Here is a 19,202-nt window from a genome sequence, read left to right on the forward strand (position 1 = left end):
CTCTGTTTATTGGATGGGCTGGATGCCGGCCTGCTTGACGATGGCCGCCCACTTTGCGGTTTCCTGCTGGATCGCCTGGGTGAAATCCGCGCGGTTCGAGCCGGCGGGCTCCACGCCCAGGCCGGCGAACTTCTGGCGCACGGACTCCTTTTGCAGCACGGCGGCAATGTCGGCCTGCAACTGGTCGAGGATCGCGGGCGGCACCTTGGCCGGCGCGACGATGCCGTACCAGGACGTCACGTCAAAGCCCGGATAGCCGCTCTCGGCCACCGTGGGCACGTCCTTCAGTTGCGGCAGGCGTTGCGGACCGGCCACCGCCAGCGCGCGCAGCTTGCCGGATTGGATATGCGGCAGCACGGTGGATACGCCGGCGAACATCATGTCCACGTTGCCCGCCACCACGTCGTTGACTGCGGCAGCCATGGCGTTGTAGGGGATGTGGCGCGTGACGATGCCGGCCGACTGGTTCAGCAGTTCGCCCGCCAGGTGGGCCCCGCTACCGGGGCCGGGCGAGGAATAGTTGAGCTTGTCCGGATGCTGGCGCGCATAGGCCACCAGTTCGGTGAAGCTCTTGACCGGTACCTTGTCGTTGACCACCAGCACATTGGGCGAGGTGGCCAGCATGGTCACCGGCGCGAAGTCCTTTGCGGTGTTGAACGGCAGCTTGGTATAGAGCAGCGGGTTCACGGTCAGGTTGCCCGCCGGCGCCAGGGCCAACGTATAGCCGTCCGGATTGGCGCGGGCGACAAAGTCCATGCCGATGTTGCCGGAGGCGCCGACCTTGTTTTCGATGATGACCGGCACGCCCCATTTGCTGTTGAGTTCCTGGCCGACGATGCGGGGCAGCGCATCGGCGATGCCGCCCGCGCCAAACGGCACGACGATGGTGACGGGCCTGGCGGGATACTTGCCTTCGGCGGCTGCCGCAGGCAGTGGCAGCGCGGCGGCCAGCAGGGCGCTGCTCAGGCACAGCGCAAGGTACTTTTTCATGGTCATTCCCCTTGTTGTGTGGTTCAGGCCGCGGCGTGGCGCTTACTGCGCCGCGCCGCGCTCCTGGTTCAGAAACCGGTCGGCGCGCGCGATGTCGTCGGCCAGCCTTCTGTCCTGCGAAAGAAACGGCACTTCCTGCCGGAAGGCCGCCAGCACCTCGCCGGTCCCTTTGCCCACCGGACGCCGCGGTTCCGCGCGCGTGCGCAGATCCACGGCCTGCGCCGCATGGATCAGTTCTATGCCCAGCAGCGTGCGCAGGCGCGCGGCCTGCTGGCCCACGCGCTGCGCCGCCAGCGGGCCGTTGGTGGCCACGTCTTCGATGTTGCCGGCGACCGCCAGCGCATCGGACGAGACGGGCTGCGACAGCGTCCGGATTTCGGTCGCCAGGAGCGACACGGGCTTCTGTATCGTGGTGTAGGCCAGCGTCGTGTCATTGGGCGACAGAAAGCGCGGCAGCTTGGTGAAGGCCGGGTCGCCCATGCGCAGCACGCGTTGCGCCGAAGACTGGGCCACCTGGGCCAGCGCCACGCCCACCGACTGCAGCGGCACCACCCAGGCGGTGGGATCGAAGCCGGCGCTGGGCAGCACCGCGCCGCGCAGCTTGCCCTGCGTCACGTAGTAGCGGGTTTCCTGCGGCGTGGCGCCCGGTGGCGGCGAGACATCCAGCGCCACGGTCGGGTTGTCATCAGAACTGTTGATCTGCACCAGCAGCTGCACGTCCAGCTGGCGCAGCGTTTCGCGGGCCGCGCCATGGACCTGGCTCACGGTGCGGAAGCTCAGGGGATCCTGCAACGGCCGCTGTTCATCCGTCTGCCACAGCGCGCTGCCTTCGAGCAGCGACAGGATGCGCCGGGCCACCTGCTGCTGCGCCGGATATGGACGCTGGCCCTGGGTGGCGGGCAGCAAGGGTGCAATATTGCCGTTCAGGCCTTCGAGCGACAGGGCCGCCACCTCATCGGCGCGGTCCAGCACCCGGCTGGCGTCGTGCGCGGCCAGGATGGCAAGGGCCGCGCCATAGGCGTTGGAACTCAACAAGGACAGCGAATCCTTGGCGTAGGGCTGGATCGGCGCCAGGCCTGCCTGGCGCATGGCCTCGGCTGCCGGCAGGCGCTTGCCGCCGGTTTCCACCATGCCTTCACCCATCATGGCCAGGCCGATCTGCGGCAGGATCGTGATGTCGGCCTGGCCGACCGAGCCTTGGCCCAAGACCACCGGCGTCAAGCCCTTGTTGAGAAAGTCGGCGTACTGGCGCACCAGCGGCGGACTCATGCCGGTGCCGCCCGCCAGCGCGGTATTCAACCGTATCAGCATGGCGGCGCGTACCGTGTCCGTCGCCGCCGGCTCGCCATAGGCCACGGTGTGCGACAGCAGCATGCGATGGTTGAAGGCCGCCGACAAGGCGCGGGCCTCGTCCGACAGCGTGTCGCCGGAGAAGATGGTCTGGTCCTTGTTCTGACCCACGCCACGATTCAGGCCGTACACGGGCTGCCCCAGGCGGCCGTATTCCAGCAGCAGGTCGTGCGAGCGGGCCACGCGCTGCCACGCAGTTTCGGTGGGCGCCACGGGCTGGCCGCCGCGCGCCACGGCGACCACGTCCGCGGTGGTAAGCGAGCGCCCGTCCAGCGCCAGGGGCGCCTTGCGGGCCGCGGCGCGCGCTTCGGCGGTAGTGGCCGGCGCGGCGGCTGCGGCCGTTGTGGCTGACCACGCGGGCGCGGCAGCAAGGGCCGTGGCCAGTGCCAATAGCAGCGGACCTGCGCATTTGTGTGTAAAGCCTCTGAAAACGCGAACTTCAACTGCCGGAAGATGACGCATCACTGCTCCTGGGAGGGAGGGAAGTAGAGGGACTGCAGCGTGAGTTAGGGGCGGATCCGGGGCCGACGGATGGCGCGTACTTGAAGGCGAGAGGGTGGCGCCCAGGTGCGGTGCGGCGGGTGGCGCTCTTGGCGCGTTCCGGGGATGCGGTGTCAGCGGGATTTATTTAACTCGTATATACAAGTACAGTCAAGCATATGCTAATGACGGTATAGCCAGTAAGAGGGACGTAGCCAGACTGCGCCAGCGTCGACGGGGGGCGCTTGCTAAAATCCGCCGCTCTGGTCCATCGTCCGCTCCGCGCTTTCCGCAAGGGGCTGGCCGCAAGCCGCGGGCATGGCTTCTTAATAAGTTCTTAAACCGAGGCCGGCATGCTGCGGCATGGGTGACGGTTCTGGAGTTTTCTTGCGTGTCCTGCTAGTTGAAGACGACGCCATGTTGGGCGACGCCGTGCACACCAGCCTGGCGCAGTCCGGCGCCGACGTGCAATGGGTGCGCGACGTTGCGCAGGCGCGGCTGGCCCTGGTGGATCATGGTTTTCAAGCCGTGCTGCTGGACCTGGGGCTGCCGGATGGCAGCGGGCTGGCGGTCCTGAAGCATCTGCGGGCGCGCTACGATGCCACGCCCGTGCTGATCCTGACCGCCCGCGACCGCCTGAGCGAGCGGATACAAGGCCTGGATGCCGGCGCCGATGACTACATCGTCAAGCCATTCCAACTGGACGAACTGCTGGCGCGGCTGCGCGCCGTGGTCCGGCGCAGCAGCAACGCCGTGGTTTCGGCGCTGCGCTGCCGCGACGTGGTGCTGGAGCCGGCCAGGCGGGCGGTGACCCGCGCAGGCGTGGAAGTCAGTCTCAGCGCGCATGAATACCGAACGCTGCTCGCCCTCATGGAGCGCATCGGCCACACCGTCAGCCGCGAACAACTGGAGGCCGCCGTCTACGGCGACAGCGGCGCCATCGAGAGCAACACGGTGGCCGTCTACATCCATCAGTTGCGCCGCAAGCTGGGCGACAAGCTCATCGCCACGGTCCACGGCCTGGGCTACCGCATCGAGGCGGGCGAATGAAGACGCTGCGCAAGCAGCTCACGCTGACGCTGCTGGTGACGATGACCCTGTCATGGATCGCGGTGTTCGCCTTCCAGCAGTACGAAGCCACGCGCTCGCAGACCGGCGCGCGCGATCAATGGCTGCACGACGCGGCCAGCCAGATGCTGGCGTCGCTGCCGGTCAGCCTGCTGGGCAACGAGGCCCCGTCCGAGCGTTTCACTCCGCCCGCATCCAGCCGTGTCGACGGCGACAAGGTACGTTTCCACCTGTGGTCGCTGGCCGATCGCCGGCTGCTGCTGCGCTCGCCCGAGTCGCCCGCGCAACCCTTGAGCGGCGGCTTCCAGGACGGCTATTTCGACGTGCGCGCCGACGGCGTGGACTGGCGCGTGTACGCGATCTCCGACGCGCAGGGGCGGGTGCAGGTGCAGGTGGCGCGGCCGCAGAGCGAATTGCGCGCGCAGTCGCTGTACAGCCTGAAGCGCGGACTGCTTATCGTGTCTGTCCTGTTCGTGCTGCTGGCCGTGGTGAGCTGGATGGTGGTCGGCCGCGCCTTCCGCAAGGTGGACCGCGCCGGCGTGGCCATCGCGCGGCGCGGCCCGTTCGATCTGGCGCCGCTGCCCATGGCCGGCATGCCGGGCGAACTGCGTCCCTTCATCCGCTCGATCAACCAGCTATTGCTGCGGGTCAAGGGTGGCATGGACCGCGAGCGCCGCTTTCTGGAAGATGCCGCGCACGAGCTGCGCACCCCGCTGGCCGCGCTGAGCGCGCATGCCGAACTGGTGGCCCGCAGCGCGGGTTCCGGCGACGCCCCGGCCGCCATCGAGAAACTGCGGCTGGTCGCCCAGCGCACCTCGCGCCTGTCCGAACAATTGCTGGACCAGGCCCGCATGGATGCGCTCAGCGCCAGCGCCGACGAGCCGGAGCTGGTCGAACTGGACGCGCTGGTGGCCATGCTGGTGCGCGATTGGGAATCCGACGCCACCCGCAAGCAGCTGCGCATCCAGCTGGATGTGCAGGCCTGCGTCGTCAGGGGGCGGCTGGACGCGCTGGGCGTGTTGGTGCGCAACCTGCTGGACAATGCCGTGCGCTATACGCAGAGCGGCGGCCAGATCGTGGTTTCCTGCGGACCGTCGCCCGACGGCGGAGCCTGCCTGCGCGTGGCTGACGACGGACCGGGCATCGCGCCGCAGGAACGCTCGCGCGTGTTCGACCGCTTCTATCGCGCCCCAGGCAGCGCCGCGGGGGGCAGCGGCATCGGCCTGTCGCTGGTGGCGCAGATCGCGCAACAGCATGGAGCCGAGATCACGCTGGGCGAGGGCCTGCGCGGCGCGGGCGTGGCGCTGACGGTGACTTTCCCGCCTGCAGCCGGGGGAACTCCCGCAGCAGGCGCGCAGGGCGCTTGAACCCGCCGGACCGGGGGCGGGGATTGAAATGCCGGCCGGCCTGACTGCGCAGCAAATCCTTGCCAAGTGGTAGATTAGTTTCCGGCAATCGGACTGAGGGAGCGGCGTCAGTGGCGGGATTTCCATGGATTTGCTGATCACCTCGGCAGCGCGCGCACTGGCCGCCGGCAATCCGCTGGGCGCCCTGAACCTCGTGGCCTTGCGCGATGACGCGCCCGCGCTGGCCTTGCGCGGCATCGCCATGGCCCAACTGGGCGATTTCCGCCGCGCCCGCGCCTTGCTGCGCAGCGCGGCCCGGAACTTCGATCACAAGAATGTGCTGGCCCGCTCCAGATGCGTCGTAGCCGAGGCCGAGATCGCCCTGGTATCGCGCGATCTGGCCTGGCCGGAAAAGGCCCTGGAGGCCGCGCGCGCCGCGCTGGAAGCCCATGGCGATCCGGCCAACGCCGCGCATGCGAGGCATCTGCAGGCGCGGCGTGAACTGCTGCTTGGCCAGCTCGATCGGGCCGAGGACGCCCTGGCCATGCTGGACCCGGCCTCGCTGGCCCCGGCTTCCCGCGCCATCCACGAACTGATCGCAGCCGGTATCGCCTTGCGGCGCCTGCGCACCGAGCGCGCGCGCGCCGCGCTGACCCAGGCCGAGCTTGCGGCCCGCGTCGCCGGCATCCCCGCGCTGATCGCCGAGGTGGAACACGCCACCCTGGTCCTGAATACGCCGGCCGCGCGCCTGATCGGGCAGGGCGTCCAGCGGCCCATTCTGCTGGATGAAGTGGAAGCGCTGCTGGCATCCGACACGCTGGTGGTGGACGGTTGCCGTCACGCGGTGCGCAGCGCAGGCCGCGAGATTCCGCTGGCGAGCCGGCCGGTGCTGTTCGCGCTGGCCCGCGTCCTGGCCGAAGCCTGGCCGCAGCCCGCGCCCAGGGAAACGCTTATTGAGCAGGCCTTCCGCACGGCCTATTTCGATGAAACGCACCGCGCGCGCTTGCGGGTGGAGATAGGACGCCTGCGCGCGGCCTTGGACGGCGTGGCCGGCATCAGCGCCGCGCGCGGCGGTTTCGTTCTGAGGCCCGAAGCCGACAGGCCGGTTGCGTTGCTGGCCCGGCCAAGCGGTGAGGGCGACAGGGATCAGGGAGCGGTGCTGGCCTGTCTGGCCGACGGCGAAGCCTGGTCCAGCTCGGCCCTGGCCCTGGCCTTGGGCGCAAGCCAGCGCACCGTGCAGCGCACGCTGGACGCGCTGGCGGCGGCAGACAAGGTGCAGGCTTGCGGACAGGGCCGGGCGCGCCGCTGGATGACGCCGCAGGTACCGGGATTCACGACAACCTTGTTACTCCCGGCCGCGCTGGCCGCCGACTAGCATGAAGGCTCGAACTCCAGTTCAAGGAACCGACATGAAACGAACGCAAGCCCAGATCATTCGCGAGTACGGCCCATTTCCCGGCGTGCAGGCCGTGCATGGCGTGACTTATGACGGCCGGCAGGTCTGGTTTGCCGCCGGCGAAAAGCTGATTGCCATGGATCCCGACAGCGGCAGCACCCAAGCCTCGATCGACATTGTTGCCGACGCGGGCACGGCCTTTGACGGCAAGTATCTCTACCAGATCTCCGACGGCACCATCGTCAAGCTGGAACCGCAGAGCGGCCGGGTGCTGAGCCGCATCCCCGCGCCCGGCGGCGGTGGCGCCTCGGGCATGGCCTGGGCCGAGGGCAGCCTTTGGGTGGCCGAGTACCGCCAGCGCAAGATCTATCAGGTGGATCCCGATGACGGCCGCGTGCTGCGCACCATCGAATCCAACCGCTACGTCACCGGCGTGACCTGGGTGGACGGCCAGCTATGGCACGGCACCTGGGAAGATGGCGCCAGCGATCTGCGGCAGCTGGACGAAAAGACCGGCGAAGTGCTGCAAAGCGTGGAGATGCCGGCCGGCATTGGCGTGTCGGGGCTGGAATCGGATGGCGCCGGCTGCTTTTTCTGCGGCGGTGGCGACAGCGGCAAGCTGAGGGCGGTGCGCCGCCCCTCAGCCAAGACCGACGATACGGCGGTCACCAACGGATGATGTAGGGCCTGTCTCCCAGTTCCCACACGCCGTCTTTCCGTTCCAGCATGATGTACTCGGTTTGCCATTCGTCCGGCTGGTCTTCCGGCGCAAAGCCGGACAGGTACGGACGGAAGGCGGGATCCGCCGCCCAGTCCGCGGTGCTGCGGTCCAGCCGCCATTCGAACTTCACCGCCGAGACCAGGTTGGGGTTGTCGTCGAATGGATTCTTGAGCGGCTTGGTATGGGTGAGGATCTTGCCGATCTGCAGGCCGGGGGCGCAGAACTTCGCGGTATAGACCAGCTTGGAGTTGAGGCGGGCCTCGCCATCCGTGTAGTAGGGCCGGCCTTTATCCGTCAGCTCCATGCGGCTGCTCGCGTCCTCGGGATCCTCGTCCGCTTGCGGTGGCCCGCCGTCGCCGTTGGCGCTGACGCGCTTGACCGTGACCAGCTGATGCTTGATCAACCCCTGCACGATCCTGTCCTGGCTTTCCAGGAAAGCGGTGTAGACATCAGTGGGCAAGGGCCGCACGCCCACGACGTTGACGCAGGCGCCGACCGGCGCATATTCCGGTTGCGCCGTGGCCTCGACCAGGATCTTGCGCATCTTGCCTTCGGTCAGGCCCGGACCAAGGGGTGATTGCCACCATGCATAAAAACCCGCGGCGCCCGCGATGATCAGGCCCAAGGCCCAGGCCTTGCGTGGAATCCGGCGGCGGTTGACGGCGCGCTGCTTCTGGTTCATTCCTTTCCTTGCCGATTGTGGTTCCCCGATAGTAGCGCGGGACCAGTGCAGTCCTACCAGACCTTGCCTTGCGAGGTTCCGCGGCGCAAGACCGGCAGGCAGGCAAAATACAGCCCGGCGCCCGCAATCCATGCCCATCCTTTCCACGCGTTCAGCGTCGCGGCATAGAGCGCCGTGATGGCCAACGGCCCGACTATCGCGCTCAGGCTGGACAGCGCGGCCAGCGCGCCCTGCAACTGGCCTTGGCGTTCTTGCTCCACCTGCGCGGACAACATGGCTTGCAATGCGGGCATGCCGATGCCGCCCGAAGCCAGCAGGAGCATGATGGGGAACGCCATCCATCCCCGCGACGCAAACGCCAACAGGACGTAGCCCAGGGCATCGGCGCCCATGCCCAGCAACAGCGTACGTTTTTCGCCCAGCCGCGCTGTGACGGGCCCGGTGGCCAGTCCCTGTATCAGCGCGTGCAGCGCGCCGAATGCGGCGAGCGAGACGCCGACCGTGGCGGCATCCCACTGGTAGCGGTCTTCGCCGTAAATGACCCACAAGGTGGCAGGCACCTGTCCCACGAACTGCATGAGGAAGAAGACGGCCATCAGTGCGATGACTACGGTTCTGCCGCGCGTCCACAGGAACGAAGAGGCGGGCATGAGCGCCTTTAGCGATAGCGGCCGCCGTTCGCCCGCATGCGATTCGGGCAACAGGAAACAACCCATCAGGAAATTGACGCCGTTCAGGATTGCGGCTGCCAGGAACGGCGTGTGCGGCGAGACGCCGCCCAGCAGGCCGCCGATGACGGGCCCCGCAATCATGCCGACGCCGAAGCAGGCGCTCATCAGGCCGAAGTAGCGCGCGCGCTCGTGGCCCTGCGCAAGATCGGCGATGCAGGCGCCCGCCACGGCGCCCGTGGCGCCGGTGATGCCGGCGACGAGCCGTCCCGCGTACAGGACCGGCAGCGTTGGCGCTGTCGCCATGATCAGGTAGTCGATGGCGGCGCCCGCCAGCGAGAGCAGCAGGATGGGCCGCCGGCCGTAGCGGTCGGACAGCGCGCCCAGCGCCGGAGCGCACAAGAACTGCATCAGGGCATAGGCTGCCAGCAGGGCGCCGTAATGGCCCGCTATGTCCTCCGATTGCATCAGGCCGCGCAACAGGCCGGGCAGGACGGGCATGACCAGGCCTATGCCTGCGGCGTCCAGGGCGACGGTACTGAGGATGACCAAGGCGTGGCCGGCTCTCATGCGCGGCCTCGTGGCGGGTGGATGGACTGCATGTTGTTTGATCTGTTATTTATCATTGATAAATTTTTCGCTACGATAATTTATCATCGATAAAATTTCAAGATGAACGAGGAATCGCCGTGACCAAATTGCAAGTGGATGTCGTGATCCGGGCCGGCCTGGACCTGCTGAACGAGGTCGGCGCCGATGGGCTGACGACGCGCAAGCTGGCCGAACGCCTGGGGGTCCAGCAACCCGCGCTGTACTGGCATTTCAAGAACAAGCGCGCACTGCTGGACCGCCTGGGCGAGGCGATGCTGTCGGAGAGCCACGCGTATTCGATGCCCAGGCCCGGCGACACCTGGCGTTCATTCCTCAACGGCAATGCGCGCAGTTTCCGGCGCGCATTGCTGGCCTATCGTGACGGCGCACGCATACACGCCGGCACCCGGCCGAGCGAGCCGCAATTCGAAGCCGTGGAGGCGCAGTTGGCGTTCCTGTGCAAGGACGGCTTCGCGCCCGCCGATGCCGCCTACGCGTTGACGACTGTCAGCTACTTCACGGTCGGCGCCGTGCTGGAACAGCAGGCCGCCGCGGCCGATGAGCAGGAGCGGCAGGCCGGCGCGAAGCAGACCCCGTCCTTGGCGACGCCATTGCTAACCGCGGCTTTGCAGGCCCTCGACGCCGCCGGACCCGATGCGGCATTCGAGTTTGGACTCGCGGCCATACTCGATGGACTGGAGCAGCGGCGTGGGCACTCCGCGTTGCCCGGGAAGATCGTGCGTAAGCACTAGTACTTGGTTTCTAGGGTAATTCCTGACGAGAAGCTGATTGTCAGCGATTAGTCAGAAAGGTTTAATCAGGCTCACGCTTTGCGCATCGTCCGCAATCGCGCCGGCGGGATTCCGCAGCAGGCTTCACCATCCCGCGCCCACGCAGGAGTAGTAACTACAAGCTGGTCCATGTAGTCCTAATTCAGGAGACAACACGCCATGCAACACGTTACCAAGCCCCGCCGCAAGTTCATCTCCGGCGCCGCTGTCGCCGGGGCCGCCGCGCTCGGATTTCCGGCAGTGGCCCGGGCACAGAATGCCCCGGTTTCCCTGCGCTTTCAGAGCACCTGGCCCGCCAACGACATCTTCCACGAGTTCGCGCGCGACTATGCGCAGAAGGTCAATGACATGGCCGGCGGCCAGTTGAAGATCGAGATCCTGCCGGCTGGCGCCGTGGTCAAGGCCTTCGACCTGCTGGACGCGGTGTCCGCGGGCACGCTGGACGGCGGGCATGGGGTGGTCGCCTACTGGTACGGCAAGAACACGGCGGTGGCGCTGTGGGGATCGGGGCCGTCCTTCGGCATGGACGCCAACATGTTGCTGGCCTGGCACGAATACGGCGGCGGCAAGGAGCTGCTGGTCGAAATCCAGAAGGCCATGGGCGTGAACGTGGTGTCGCTGATGTACGGGCCGATGCCGACCCAGCCGTTCGGATGGTTCAAACGTCCGATCACCAAGATGGAAGAGGTCAAGGGCCTCAAGTTCCGCACCGTCGGCCTGGCTATCGACATGTATACCGCCATGGGCGCGGCCGTGAACGCGTTGCCCGGCGGGGAAATCGTGCCGGCGCTGGACCGCGGGCTGCTGGACGGGGCGGAATTCAACAACGCTTCCTCGGACCTGGCCCTGGGCTTCCAGGACGTCTCCAAGATCTGCATGCTGCAGAGCTTCCACCAAAGCGCGGAGCAGTTCGAAATCCTCTTCAACAAGGCCAAGTACGACGCGCTGCCGGAACACCTGAAGCACATCCTCAGCTATGCCGCGCAGGCCTCCAGCGCGGACATGTCCTGGAAGGCGGCGAACCGCTATTCGCAGGACTACGTCAAGCTGCAGAAGGACCACAACGTCAAGTTCTACAAGACGCCAGACGCCATCCTGCAGCAGCAGCTGAAGATCTGGGACGAGATGATCGCCAAGCGCTCGGCCGAAAACCCCTTGTTCAAGAAGGTGCTGGAATCGCAACGGACCTTCGCCGAGCGGGTGGGGCGCTGGCACGGGGACACCTCGGTCAACTTCCGCATGGCCTACAACCACTACTTCTCGCGCTCCACCAAACAGGCTTGAAGGGCCGGTACCTGTATCCCGCGCCGCGCGCCATTCACCGGTGCGCGGCGGGACGCCATGCGTCTTGACCTGGAAGCGAGATGATCCGAATCATACGTTTCATAGACCGCATCTCCACTTTTGTCGGGCAAACCTTTGCCTGGTTGATCGTAGTCCTGACCTTGCACGTCTGCTGGGAGGTGGCCGCGCGCTACCTGTGGAACCAGCCCAGCGCCTGGGCGTTCGACATGCAGATGATGTATTACGGCATCCTGTTCATGATGGCGGGGGCCTATACCCTGGCCAAGAACGGACACGTGCGCGGAGACATCCTGTACGGCTTCCTGCCGCCGCGCGTGCAGGCGGCGCTGGACCTGATCCTGTACATCGTGTTCTTCTTCCCCGGCGTGATCGCGCTGGTGTGGGCGGGCTGGTATTACGCCGGCTACTCCATCGCCATCCGCGAGCATTCGTCGCTCATGGCCAACGGGCCGCCCATCTATCCCTTCAAGGCCTTCATCCCGATAGCCGGCGCGGTGCTGCTGGTGCAGGGCGTGGCGGAAGTGCTGCGCTGCGTGCTGTGCCTGAAGCGCGGCGCCTGGCCCTCGCGCGAGGAGGACGTTGAGGAAGTGGACGTCGACAAGCTCAAGAAGATGGTGCATGTAAAGGACGAGGACATCGCCAAGCTGGACCGCTACGTCACCACCGGGGAGCCGCGCTCATGAAGATCCACAAGGCGCTGTGGTTCGGCCTGTCGTGCATCGGCCTGGTGCTGCTGATGATCGCGTTCCTGACGCCCTGGGACCATCTGACCACGGGGCATATCGGCCTCTTGATGCTGGCGCTCATCGTGGTGGCCATCATGCTGGGCTTTCCGACGGCCTTCACGCTGATGGGCATGGGAGTGTTGTTCACCTTCCTGGCGTACTACATGCAGAGTTCCGACGCGGGCCGCTCGGTCGGGCAGACGCTGGACCTGATGGTGCAGCGGACCTACGCCACGATGACCAACGACTCGTTGATTTCGATCCCGCTGTTCGTGTTCATGGGCTATCTGGTCGAACGCGCCAACCTGATCGAAAAACTGTTCCGCTCCATGCACCTGGCGCTGGCGCGTTTGCCGGGCGCGCTGGCGGTGGCCACGCTGGCGACCTGCGCGATCTTCGCCACCGCCACCGGCATCGTGGGCGCCGTGGTCACGTTGATGGGCCTGCTGGCCATGCCCGCCATGCTGAAGGCCGGCTACAGCGTGCGCCTGACTGCGGGTTCGATTACCGCTGGCGGCTGCCTGGGCATCCTGCTGCCGCCTTCCGTGATGCTGATCGTCTATGGCGCGACCACCGGCGTATCGGTGGTGCAGCTGTATGCCGGCGCGCTGTTCCCGGGCATCATGCTGGCCGTGCTGTACATGGTCTATGTGATCATCGTGGCCAAGCTGCGCCCCGACATGGCGCCGCCCCTGCCCAAGGAAGAGCGCGGCGTGCCGCTGTCCCCGGAATCCGCCGCGCTGGCGTCCGGCGGCTACACGCGCGCCGTGTCCGGCATGCTGGCGGCCCTGTTCAAGGGTCGCCGCAACAAGGACGTGCCGTTCGGCTTCCTGATGCGCAACATGGCGCTGGCGATTGCGCCGCTGGCGGTCACGGTGCTGCTGGTGGGCGTGGTCTACCAGGCGACGACGCGGCCGGCGGTCGTGTACGAGATCCCCGCCGAGTTGCAGCTGGGGTCGGGGGGATTCGATTCGGGCCTGAGCGAGCCGCCGGCAGACGATGGGCTGGCGGAGCCGCCTTCGAACGAGTTGGCCGAACCGCCTGCGAATGATCCGCCCGCGGCCGGAGGCCTGGCCGAGCCGCCTGGCACGCCAGCCGCCACGCCAGCGGCCGCGCCCGAGACCACCGCCGCCGCGCAGGCGCCGGCATCCGCCGGCGAGAGTATCGCCGCGCCCCAGGGTTTCTGGATCTTCGCGGCCATATGCGCGGCCATCCTGGTGGCGTTCTATGCGATGCTGACCTGGGCGCGCATGGAAATCTTCAAGATGCTCATGGCCTCGTTCTTCCCGCTGGCCGTGATGATCGCGGCGGTGCTGGGCTCCATCGCCTTCGGCCTGGCCACGCCCAGCGAGGCCGCCGCCATGGGCGCCATGGGCGGCGCGCTGCTGGCCCTGGCATACCGGCGGCTGAACCTGCCGGTGCTGCGCGAATCCGTGTTCCTGACCGCCAAGACCAGCGCCATGGTGTGCTGGCTGTTCGTCGGTTCATCGATCTTCTCGGCGGCGTTCGCGCTGCTGGGAGGACAGCGCATCATCGAGGAATGGGTGCTGTCGCTGGGGCTGTCGCAGTTGCAGTTCCTGCTGCTGGCGCAGGTCATCATCTTCCTGCTCGGCTGGCCGCTGGAATGGACCGAGATCATCGTGATCTTCATGCCCATCTTCGTGCCGCTGCTCAACACCTTCGGCATCGACCCGCTGTTCTTCGGCCTGCTGGTCGCGCTGAACCTGCAGACGGCTTTCCTGTCGCCGCCAGTCGCCATGTCGGCGTTCTACCTGAAGGGCGTGTCGCCGCCGCACGTGACGCTGAACCAGATCTTCCTGGGCATGATGCCGTTCATGGGCATCCAGGTGGTGGCGATCTTCCTGCTGTACGTGTTCCCGGGCATTGGCATGTGGCTGCCGACGGTACTGTACCGGTAAGAGGCGGGGGCGGCGGTCGCGCCGCCTCCCGTTCCGCCTTGCCTCAGGCCTCTGCCTGAATGTCGCGCCGGCCCAGGCCCGCCGAATAGCGAATGAGATAGCCGTCCGGATCCTGTACCAGGAACTGCTGCACGCCCACCTCCGTGGTCCCGGCGCGATACCACTTTTCCTCGGGCTCCATATACAGCGGCCAGCCGGCGCCGCGCAGGGCATCGACGATAGGCGTGATCGCGGGCACCTCGATCTGCAGATTGATCCCGCGCCCCAAGGGCGCTTCCAGCGGGCCGGTGATCCAGTTCCTGCCGTGGCCGTATTCCTCCAGCATGACCTGGGATCCGTGCTTGTCCAGATAGGCGAAACGGTCTTCCGGGCGGTCGTAGGCTATCGAGAACCCGCAAAGCCCGCACCAGAAATGCAGGCTCTTGCGGATGTCGGACACCAGCAGTTCGGGCACGACGCGGGCGGCGGAGAATTCGGCGGCGGGAAGGACGGGGTAGTTCATGGCGGAGATTTGCAGGATGCGCAGGAGGGCGGGGATCAATGCCGCGGGAACCGGTAGGATCCAGCGGCAGGACGCGGCAGTGTATAGACGATGGTCTCGCGGTCGTAGTGGCGTTCGCGCGCCCGGAACGTAAACCCGAGTTTTTCCAGGACGCGTACGGAGGCTTGGTTGTCGGGCCAGACAACCGCGACGAGTTCGGAAACTCCCGTTTCGCGCCAGGCATACTCGCACAATTGCTGCGCGGCCTGGCTTGCATATCCCTTTCCCCAAGCCGCGCGCTGCAGCCGATAGGCAAGCTGGATGCTGTCCGTGCCAGCCAATGGGACCAGGCTTACCCAGCCCATTGCGACGCCGCCTACTGTGATCGCCCAGTGGCCCAGTTGGGTCGGCGGTTCCCGCAGCCATGCCAGCAGCTCCTGCCGCCGTGCCTCGTCTGCCGGTTTGATGCCGGTGCTGTAGCGCATGACCTCGGGGTCGGATTCCATGGCCAGCAGCATGGGGATGTCATCTTCCTGCATGCGGCGCAGGGTCACGCGGGGAGGCAAGGGCATGGATTCATTCACTGGCTGCTTGGGTAGCCAGGATGATAGCCGTTCACAGCCACCAGCCCGTCTTGCGGAAATATGGTTAGGCGCCTTATTATTTCGGCATCGAGAATCACTGGGCTGGATTACTCATGCAAGACCCACAACACATGCTTGAACCCAAACACCGCGCGCTGCTCGACGTCGCCGCCAAGCGCGGCCTGCCGTCGGCCGACGGCATAGCCCTTTGCTTTCAGCTGCTGTCGCTGGCCAGCGCCATCGACCGCGATTGCGCTGCCCGGCTGGCGCCGCGCAAGTTGTCGGAGGGAAAGTTCGTGCTGCTGTTCCTGCTGCATGAGCAGGCCGACGGCATGTCGCCGCACGAGCTGGCCGATGGCGCGGGCGTCACGCGGGCCACGGTCACGGGCTTGCTGGACGGCCTGGAGCGCGATGGTTTCGTCTCGCGCCGCGCGGGCAAGGAAGACCGGCGCAAGATCATCGTGAAGCTGAGCGCCAAGGGGCGGGCCGAGGCCGCGCAGCTGTTCAAGACGCATACGGACTGGATAGATTCCCTGTTTGCGGGCTTGGGCCCGGCGGACCGGGCGCGCCTGCGCACGCTGCTGGGCAAGATCTGGCAGGGAACCGACGCGGGCCGGACCGCGGGACAGGAGAGCACGCAATGAACAAGAAAGCTGCCGCCGCGCCGACGGGCAGGGGCGTGAAGGACATCGGCGCGGAACGCCTGGCGCAGCTGAACGCGGGCGAGCCGGCACGCAATCTGACCGAATGCCTGGCCGTGGACTTTGCCGAATTGATGCAGGCAGCCGCGCCCCAGGTCGGCGCCGAAGCCATCGCAGTTCTGCGCGCGCAGGCTGCGACGGGCATCTCCAAGCGCATGGCCGTGGCGGCGCGGACGCTGCTGGACGGCCTGGGCGCGGACGCCTTCAAGCAACTGCGTGATCACCGCTCGGATACCGTCCGGGGCTGGGCCTGCTTCATGGTCGGTGCAATGCCGGACCTGAGCTTGCAGCAGCGGGTGGCGCTGATCCGGCCGCTGGCCGATGACGGGCATTTCGGCGTGCGGGAATGGGCCTGGCTGGCGGTGCGTCCACAATTGGCGACGGAACTGGACGCCGCAGTGGAACTGCTGCGGCCCTGGACCGCGGACGCGTCCGAACGCGTACGTCGTTTTGCCAGCGAGTCGCTGCGCCCACGCGGGGTATGGTGCGCGCACATTGCGGCCTTGAAGGCTGATCCCGGCCGCGCGTTGCCGCTGCTGGAACCGCTGCGGGCCGATCCGGCCATCTACGTGCAGGACTCGGTGGCGAACTGGCTGAACGACGCCAGCAAGGACCAGCCGGACTGGGTGCGCGAAGTCTGCGCGCGCTGGTCGCGGGGCAAGCCGGCCGCGGCGACGCAACGCATCTGCCAGCGCGCGCTGCGTTCCATCGGCGCCTAGCCGCGGGTTTGGGCAGATACGCTTGCGCCCATCCGGCCGGCCAGCGATTACAACTGGCTCATGCCCCCATCCGCGATGATTTCCGTGCCCACGATGAAGGCGGATTCGGGCGAGGCCAGGTGCAGCACCGTGGAGGCGATTTCCTGCGGCGTGCCGAAACGCCCCAGCGGCACCTGGGCGCGGATGCTGGCGGCGGTCTTTTCCAGCGCCGCGGCATCCAGGCCCAGCTTGTCATAGATCGGCGTGGCGACCGGCCCGGGACTGATGACGTTGACGCGTATGCCGCGCGGCAGCAGCTCGGCCGACAAGGTCTTGGCCAGCGAAATCAGCGCGGCCTTGCTGGCCGCGTAGATCGATGAGGCAGGCATGCCGATGCGGGCGTTGATCGAACCATTTAGCACGATGGACGCGCCCGGGTTGAGCAGCGGGTCCAGCGCCTGCAACTGGAAAAAGGCGCCTTTGACGTTGGTCGAGAAGGTCTGGTCCCAGAGGGCCTCGGTGGCTTCGGCCAGCGGCGCAAAGCGGGCCACGCCGGCGTTGATGAAGACGGCGTCCAGACGGATACCGGCCTGGCGCAGTTCGGCCGCCAGCGCAGCGGGGGCGCCGGGGGCGCCGGCGTCGTTGCGCAGCGCCAGCGCATGCGAACCCAGGCTGGCGCGCACCTGCTTGAGCACCGCGGCGTCGCGCCCGGTGACGACGACGCGGGCGCCCTCGGCGGCGAAAGCCTGGGCGGCGGCCAGGCCGATGCCGCTGGTGCCGCCGGTGATCAGGACGGTCTTCTGTTCGAAACGGTTCATGGTGGGCTCCTTGGAAGCCGGGGGGGGGTCCTGCGCGTTTGCGGCGGGCGGGTTTGCCGCTATCCACGATAGATCAATCAGGGCCCCGGCGGGCGATTCGTTATAGTCATTGCTGACCGCGATCAATCTGCGGCAATGCGGCGAAGTCCGCGCACAAAACAGTCCAAGGGACGGGCATGGAAGAGACGACACTGAACTGGGCATCGCTGGTCGATGATCTGAACAAATTGCTGCGCCTGAAGACCACGGTCATCGGCATGAAGCTCTACGAGCGCGAAGACGACATGGCCGCGGTCAAGGGCCTGCGGCGTCCGCAGGCCACGCACACCACCGACCAGATCGTGGGCATGGCCGCCCGGCTCGGTTGGACGGTAGGAATCACGGGCGACGACCTGGTCGGCGCGCAATGCCGCGCCGTGGTCGGCCTGGGGCCGCAGGATGAGGCCTGGAAGCGCGGCGAGGATTACGTGGGCGTCTGGCACGCCACCCAGGAAGATGCCCAGGCGCGCCAGGAGGCGCTGTCCTGTGTGCCGGCGGGCAAGTACCGCGGGCTGGTGGTGTCGCCGCTGGCCTCGGGCCGGCTGGACCCGCCGGACGTCTGCCTGATCTACGCCACACCGGGCCAGATGATCATCCTCATCAATGGCTTGCAATGGAAGAACTACCGGCGCTTTGACTGGAGCGTGGTGGGCGAAACGGCCTGTGCCGACTCCTGGGGCCGCGCGCTCGCCACCGGCGAGCCCAGCCTGTCCTTGCCCTGTTACGCCGAGCGCCGCTACGGCGGCGTGCCCGACGAGGAAATGCTGATGGCCTTGCCGCCGCGCTACCTGCCCATCGCAATCGAGGGCATGAAGGCGCTGTCGGCCAACGGCCTGCGCTACCCGATTCCGCCCTACGGCATCCAGAACGACGTGCGCGCCGGCATGGGCGTGAGCTATGCGCGTGCGCCAGCGTCGTCCAAGCCCTGATGGACGGCTGCGCGCAAGGCGCCCGCCAGCACGCGGGCGGCCGGTCCCAGCGGCTGGTCGATGCGGTGCGCCAGATAGGTTTCGCTGACCACCTGGCTGCCGCGCCCCAGGCTGTCGGTCGGCAGGCGCAGCAGGCGGCCTTCGGCCAGGTCGCGCTCCACCTGCCAGTAGGGCAGCCGGCCCCAGCCCACGCCCGCCAGGATCAGGGCGTGCTTGGTGTCCTGGCCGCTGACGCGGCAGGTCTGCGGCGACAGCACTGCGAAGTCCCGGCCCTGGGTCAGCGTGGAGGGATCCGTCTGCACGATCTGCACGTGGTCGGCGAGTTCGGCCGGACCCAGTGGCATGTCGGCTGCGACGCGCTGCGCCAAGGCGTGGCCCGCGCCCACCACCGCCACCATCTGCACGGACGACAGCGCCTGCATCACGATCCGCGGATTGCGGAAATGGTCGCCGGCGACGATGGCCAGCGTATGGCTGCGCGTCAGCAGGGCTTCCACCGGGCCGCCCAGGGGCAGCACGGATACGCGCACGGCGACGGACGGATAGACGGCGCGCAGCGCGTTCAGGGCGGCGCCTACGTCGGCGATCGGAAACAGCGTGTCCACCGCCAGCGACAGTTCCAGCTCGACGCCTTCGCCCAGGCCCTGGGCGCGGGCGCGCATGGCGTCCACGCGGAGCAGGATGTCGCGGGCGTTGGCCAGCAGGGCCGCGCCTTGCGGCGTCATCACGGGCCGGTGGCCGCTGCGGTCGAACAGGGTCACGCCCAGCTGCGCTTCCATGTTGGCAATGGCGTGGCTGACGGCCGATTGCACGCGCGACAGGCGGCGCGCGGCCGCGCGGAAACTGCCGGCGTCGGCCACGGCGGCGAATACGCGCAACTGGTCCAGGGTCAGGGCGTCTATCATTCTGCCGGCTGATCT

At 67.3% G+C, this 19,202-nt stretch carries 19 protein-coding genes; 11 read left to right on the forward strand and 8 right to left on the reverse strand.

The window, feature by feature from the left end; all coding sequences use genetic code 11:
• Positions 1 to 6 precede the first annotated feature (6 nt).
• Positions 7 to 990 (reverse strand): tripartite tricarboxylate transporter substrate binding protein, encoded by a 984-nt coding sequence (locus DXK93_RS03955; protein ID WP_119449434.1) that lies wholly within the window; start codon positions 988 to 990, stop codon positions 7 to 9.
• 42 nt (positions 991 to 1,032) lie between these two features.
• Positions 1,033 to 2,802, reverse strand: a complete 1,770-nt coding sequence (gene hutH / locus DXK93_RS03960; RefSeq protein WP_054456418.1) for a histidine ammonia-lyase — start codon at positions 2,800 to 2,802, stop codon at positions 1,033 to 1,035.
• A gap of 405 nt (positions 2,803 to 3,207) precedes the next feature.
• On the opposite strand from hutH, the gene DXK93_RS03965 reads away from it, so the two are divergent.
• The 4 genes from DXK93_RS03965 (at position 3,208) to DXK93_RS03980 (ending at position 7,309) form a co-directional block, all read left to right on the forward strand.
• Positions 3,208 to 3,870, forward strand: a complete 663-nt coding sequence (locus DXK93_RS03965; protein ID WP_119449400.1) for a response regulator transcription factor — start codon at positions 3,208 to 3,210, stop codon at positions 3,868 to 3,870.
• Complete coding sequence (locus DXK93_RS03970; protein WP_119449401.1) at positions 3,867 to 5,255, forward strand: ATP-binding protein; 1,389 nt, start codon at positions 3,867 to 3,869, stop codon at positions 5,253 to 5,255. The genes DXK93_RS03965 and DXK93_RS03970 overlap by 4 nt, the downstream gene beginning before the upstream one ends.
• 124 nt (positions 5,256 to 5,379) lie before the next feature.
• A complete protein-coding gene (locus DXK93_RS03975; RefSeq protein WP_119449402.1) occupies positions 5,380 to 6,609 on the forward strand; it encodes a helix-turn-helix domain-containing protein in 1,230 nt (409 codons plus the stop codon).
• A gap of 34 nt (positions 6,610 to 6,643) precedes the next feature.
• On the forward strand, positions 6,644 to 7,309 hold the full coding sequence (locus tag DXK93_RS03980; protein WP_054456422.1) for a glutaminyl-peptide cyclotransferase: 666 nt from the start codon (positions 6,644 to 6,646) through the stop codon (positions 7,307 to 7,309).
• Here the strand turns inward: DXK93_RS03980 and DXK93_RS03985 are convergent.
• Positions 7,296 to 8,033: a hypothetical protein gene (locus DXK93_RS03985; RefSeq protein ID WP_054456423.1), complete on the reverse strand. Its 738-nt coding sequence runs from the start codon at positions 8,031 to 8,033 to the stop codon at positions 7,296 to 7,298. The genes DXK93_RS03980 and DXK93_RS03985 overlap by 14 nt on opposite strands.
• Before the next feature lie 53 nt (positions 8,034 to 8,086).
• The gene (gene tet, locus DXK93_RS03990; protein WP_119449403.1) at positions 8,087 to 9,271 is read right to left on the reverse strand and encodes a Tet(A)/Tet(B)/Tet(C) family tetracycline efflux MFS transporter; all 1,185 of its coding nucleotides are present in this window, start codon (positions 9,269 to 9,271) and stop codon (positions 8,087 to 8,089) included.
• 119 nt (positions 9,272 to 9,390) lie between these two features.
• Here tet and tetR point away from each other — a divergent pair, with 119 nt between their 5' ends.
• The 4 genes from tetR to DXK93_RS04010 all read left to right on the forward strand — a co-directional run bounded on the left by tetR (position 9,391) and on the right by DXK93_RS04010 (position 14,032).
• Positions 9,391 to 10,044 carry a tetracycline resistance transcriptional repressor TetR gene (gene tetR, locus DXK93_RS03995; protein ID WP_119449404.1) on the forward strand — a complete coding sequence of 218 codons (654 nt, stop codon included), beginning with the start codon at positions 9,391 to 9,393 and terminating at the stop codon, positions 10,042 to 10,044.
• 198 nt (positions 10,045 to 10,242) lie between these two features.
• Positions 10,243 to 11,367, forward strand: coding sequence for a TRAP transporter substrate-binding protein (locus DXK93_RS04000; RefSeq protein WP_054456426.1), 1,125 nt, complete (start codon positions 10,243 to 10,245; stop codon positions 11,365 to 11,367).
• An 80-nt stretch (positions 11,368 to 11,447) separates the two neighbouring features.
• The gene (locus tag DXK93_RS04005) at positions 11,448 to 12,071 is read left to right on the forward strand and encodes a TRAP transporter small permease subunit (protein ID WP_054456427.1); all 624 of its coding nucleotides are present in this window, start codon (positions 11,448 to 11,450) and stop codon (positions 12,069 to 12,071) included.
• Positions 12,068 to 14,032: a TRAP transporter large permease subunit gene (locus tag DXK93_RS04010; protein WP_054456428.1), complete on the forward strand. Its 1,965-nt coding sequence runs from the start codon at positions 12,068 to 12,070 to the stop codon at positions 14,030 to 14,032. The genes DXK93_RS04005 and DXK93_RS04010 overlap by 4 nt, the downstream gene beginning before the upstream one ends.
• A 43-nt stretch (positions 14,033 to 14,075) precedes the next feature.
• Here the strand turns inward: DXK93_RS04010 and DXK93_RS04015 are convergent, their stop codons facing one another.
• Both DXK93_RS04015 and DXK93_RS04020 read right to left on the reverse strand, forming a co-directional pair.
• The gene (locus DXK93_RS04015) at positions 14,076 to 14,534 is read right to left on the reverse strand and encodes a VOC family protein (protein WP_054456499.1); all 459 of its coding nucleotides are present in this window, start codon (positions 14,532 to 14,534) and stop codon (positions 14,076 to 14,078) included.
• A 35-nt stretch (positions 14,535 to 14,569) separates the two neighbouring features.
• Complete coding sequence (locus DXK93_RS04020) at positions 14,570 to 15,085, reverse strand: GNAT family N-acetyltransferase (protein WP_119449405.1); 516 nt, start codon at positions 15,083 to 15,085, stop codon at positions 14,570 to 14,572.
• Positions 15,086 to 15,210: 125 nt separating this feature from the next.
• Between DXK93_RS04020 and DXK93_RS04025 the strand changes: the two genes are divergently transcribed.
• Together DXK93_RS04025 and DXK93_RS04030 are read left to right on the forward strand one after the other, a co-directional pair.
• The gene (locus DXK93_RS04025; protein ID WP_225588743.1) at positions 15,211 to 15,741 is read left to right on the forward strand and encodes a MarR family winged helix-turn-helix transcriptional regulator; all 531 of its coding nucleotides are present in this window, start codon (positions 15,211 to 15,213) and stop codon (positions 15,739 to 15,741) included.
• The gene (locus DXK93_RS04030) at positions 15,738 to 16,517 is read left to right on the forward strand and encodes a HEAT repeat domain-containing protein (protein ID WP_119449406.1); all 780 of its coding nucleotides are present in this window, start codon (positions 15,738 to 15,740) and stop codon (positions 16,515 to 16,517) included. The genes DXK93_RS04025 and DXK93_RS04030 overlap by 4 nt, the downstream gene beginning before the upstream one ends.
• A 47-nt stretch (positions 16,518 to 16,564) precedes the next feature.
• Here the strand turns inward: DXK93_RS04030 and DXK93_RS04035 are convergent, their stop codons facing one another.
• The gene (locus DXK93_RS04035) at positions 16,565 to 17,314 is read right to left on the reverse strand and encodes an SDR family oxidoreductase (protein WP_054456432.1); all 750 of its coding nucleotides are present in this window, start codon (positions 17,312 to 17,314) and stop codon (positions 16,565 to 16,567) included.
• A gap of 176 nt (positions 17,315 to 17,490) precedes the next feature.
• On the opposite strand from DXK93_RS04035, the gene DXK93_RS04040 reads away from it, so the two are divergent.
• A complete protein-coding gene (locus DXK93_RS04040; protein WP_054456433.1) occupies positions 17,491 to 18,282 on the forward strand; it encodes a DUF169 domain-containing protein in 792 nt (263 codons plus the stop codon).
• On the opposite strand, the gene DXK93_RS04045 is transcribed toward DXK93_RS04040, so the two are convergent.
• Positions 18,249 to 19,187, reverse strand: a complete 939-nt coding sequence (locus DXK93_RS04045) for a LysR family transcriptional regulator (RefSeq protein ID WP_119449407.1) — start codon at positions 19,185 to 19,187, stop codon at positions 18,249 to 18,251. The two genes, DXK93_RS04040 and DXK93_RS04045, sit on opposite strands and share 34 nt — an antisense overlap.
• Positions 19,188 to 19,202: the final 15 nt, after the last annotated feature.

Origin of the sequence: Achromobacter sp. K91 (genome assembly GCF_003576205.1) — a bacterium.
GTDB lineage: Bacteria > Pseudomonadota > Gammaproteobacteria > Burkholderiales > Burkholderiaceae_B > Achromobacter > Achromobacter aegrifaciens.

What these genes read in the sequence shown, in the direction of transcription:
- DXK93_RS04045 (WP_119449407.1), bottom strand. Translation starts at nt 19,187, where the DNA reads ATGATAGACGCCCTGACCCTGGACCAGTTGCGCGTATTCGCCGCCGTG.
- DXK93_RS03975 (WP_119449402.1), top strand. Translation starts at nt 5,380, where the DNA reads ATGGATTTGCTGATCACCTCGGCAGCGCGCGCACTGGCCGCCGGCAAT.
- DXK93_RS04020 (WP_119449405.1), bottom strand. Translation starts at nt 15,085, where the DNA reads ATGCCCTTGCCTCCCCGCGTGACCCTGCGCCGCATGCAGGAAGATGAC.
- DXK93_RS04040 (WP_054456433.1), top strand. Translation starts at nt 17,491, where the DNA reads ATGGAAGAGACGACACTGAACTGGGCATCGCTGGTCGATGATCTGAAC.
- DXK93_RS04015 (WP_054456499.1), bottom strand. Translation starts at nt 14,534, where the DNA reads ATGAACTACCCCGTCCTTCCCGCCGCCGAATTCTCCGCCGCCCGCGTC.
- DXK93_RS03985 (WP_054456423.1), bottom strand. Translation starts at nt 8,033, where the DNA reads ATGAACCAGAAGCAGCGCGCCGTCAACCGCCGCCGGATTCCACGCAAG.
- DXK93_RS04035 (WP_054456432.1), bottom strand. Translation starts at nt 17,314, where the DNA reads ATGAACCGTTTCGAACAGAAGACCGTCCTGATCACCGGCGGCACCAGC.
- DXK93_RS04030 (WP_119449406.1), top strand. Translation starts at nt 15,738, where the DNA reads ATGAACAAGAAAGCTGCCGCCGCGCCGACGGGCAGGGGCGTGAAGGAC.
- hutH (WP_054456418.1), bottom strand. Translation starts at nt 2,802, where the DNA reads ATGCGTCATCTTCCGGCAGTTGAAGTTCGCGTTTTCAGAGGCTTTACA.
- DXK93_RS03955 (WP_119449434.1), bottom strand. Translation starts at nt 990, where the DNA reads ATGAAAAAGTACCTTGCGCTGTGCCTGAGCAGCGCCCTGCTGGCCGCC.
- DXK93_RS04000 (WP_054456426.1), top strand. Translation starts at nt 10,243, where the DNA reads ATGCAACACGTTACCAAGCCCCGCCGCAAGTTCATCTCCGGCGCCGCT.
- DXK93_RS04005 (WP_054456427.1), top strand. Translation starts at nt 11,448, where the DNA reads ATGATCCGAATCATACGTTTCATAGACCGCATCTCCACTTTTGTCGGG.
- DXK93_RS04025 (WP_225588743.1), top strand. Translation starts at nt 15,211, where the DNA reads ATGCAAGACCCACAACACATGCTTGAACCCAAACACCGCGCGCTGCTC.
- tet (WP_119449403.1), bottom strand. Translation starts at nt 9,271, where the DNA reads ATGAGAGCCGGCCACGCCTTGGTCATCCTCAGTACCGTCGCCCTGGAC.
- DXK93_RS04010 (WP_054456428.1), top strand. Translation starts at nt 12,068, where the DNA reads ATGAAGATCCACAAGGCGCTGTGGTTCGGCCTGTCGTGCATCGGCCTG.
- DXK93_RS03970 (WP_119449401.1), top strand. Translation starts at nt 3,867, where the DNA reads ATGAAGACGCTGCGCAAGCAGCTCACGCTGACGCTGCTGGTGACGATG.
- DXK93_RS03980 (WP_054456422.1), top strand. Translation starts at nt 6,644, where the DNA reads ATGAAACGAACGCAAGCCCAGATCATTCGCGAGTACGGCCCATTTCCC.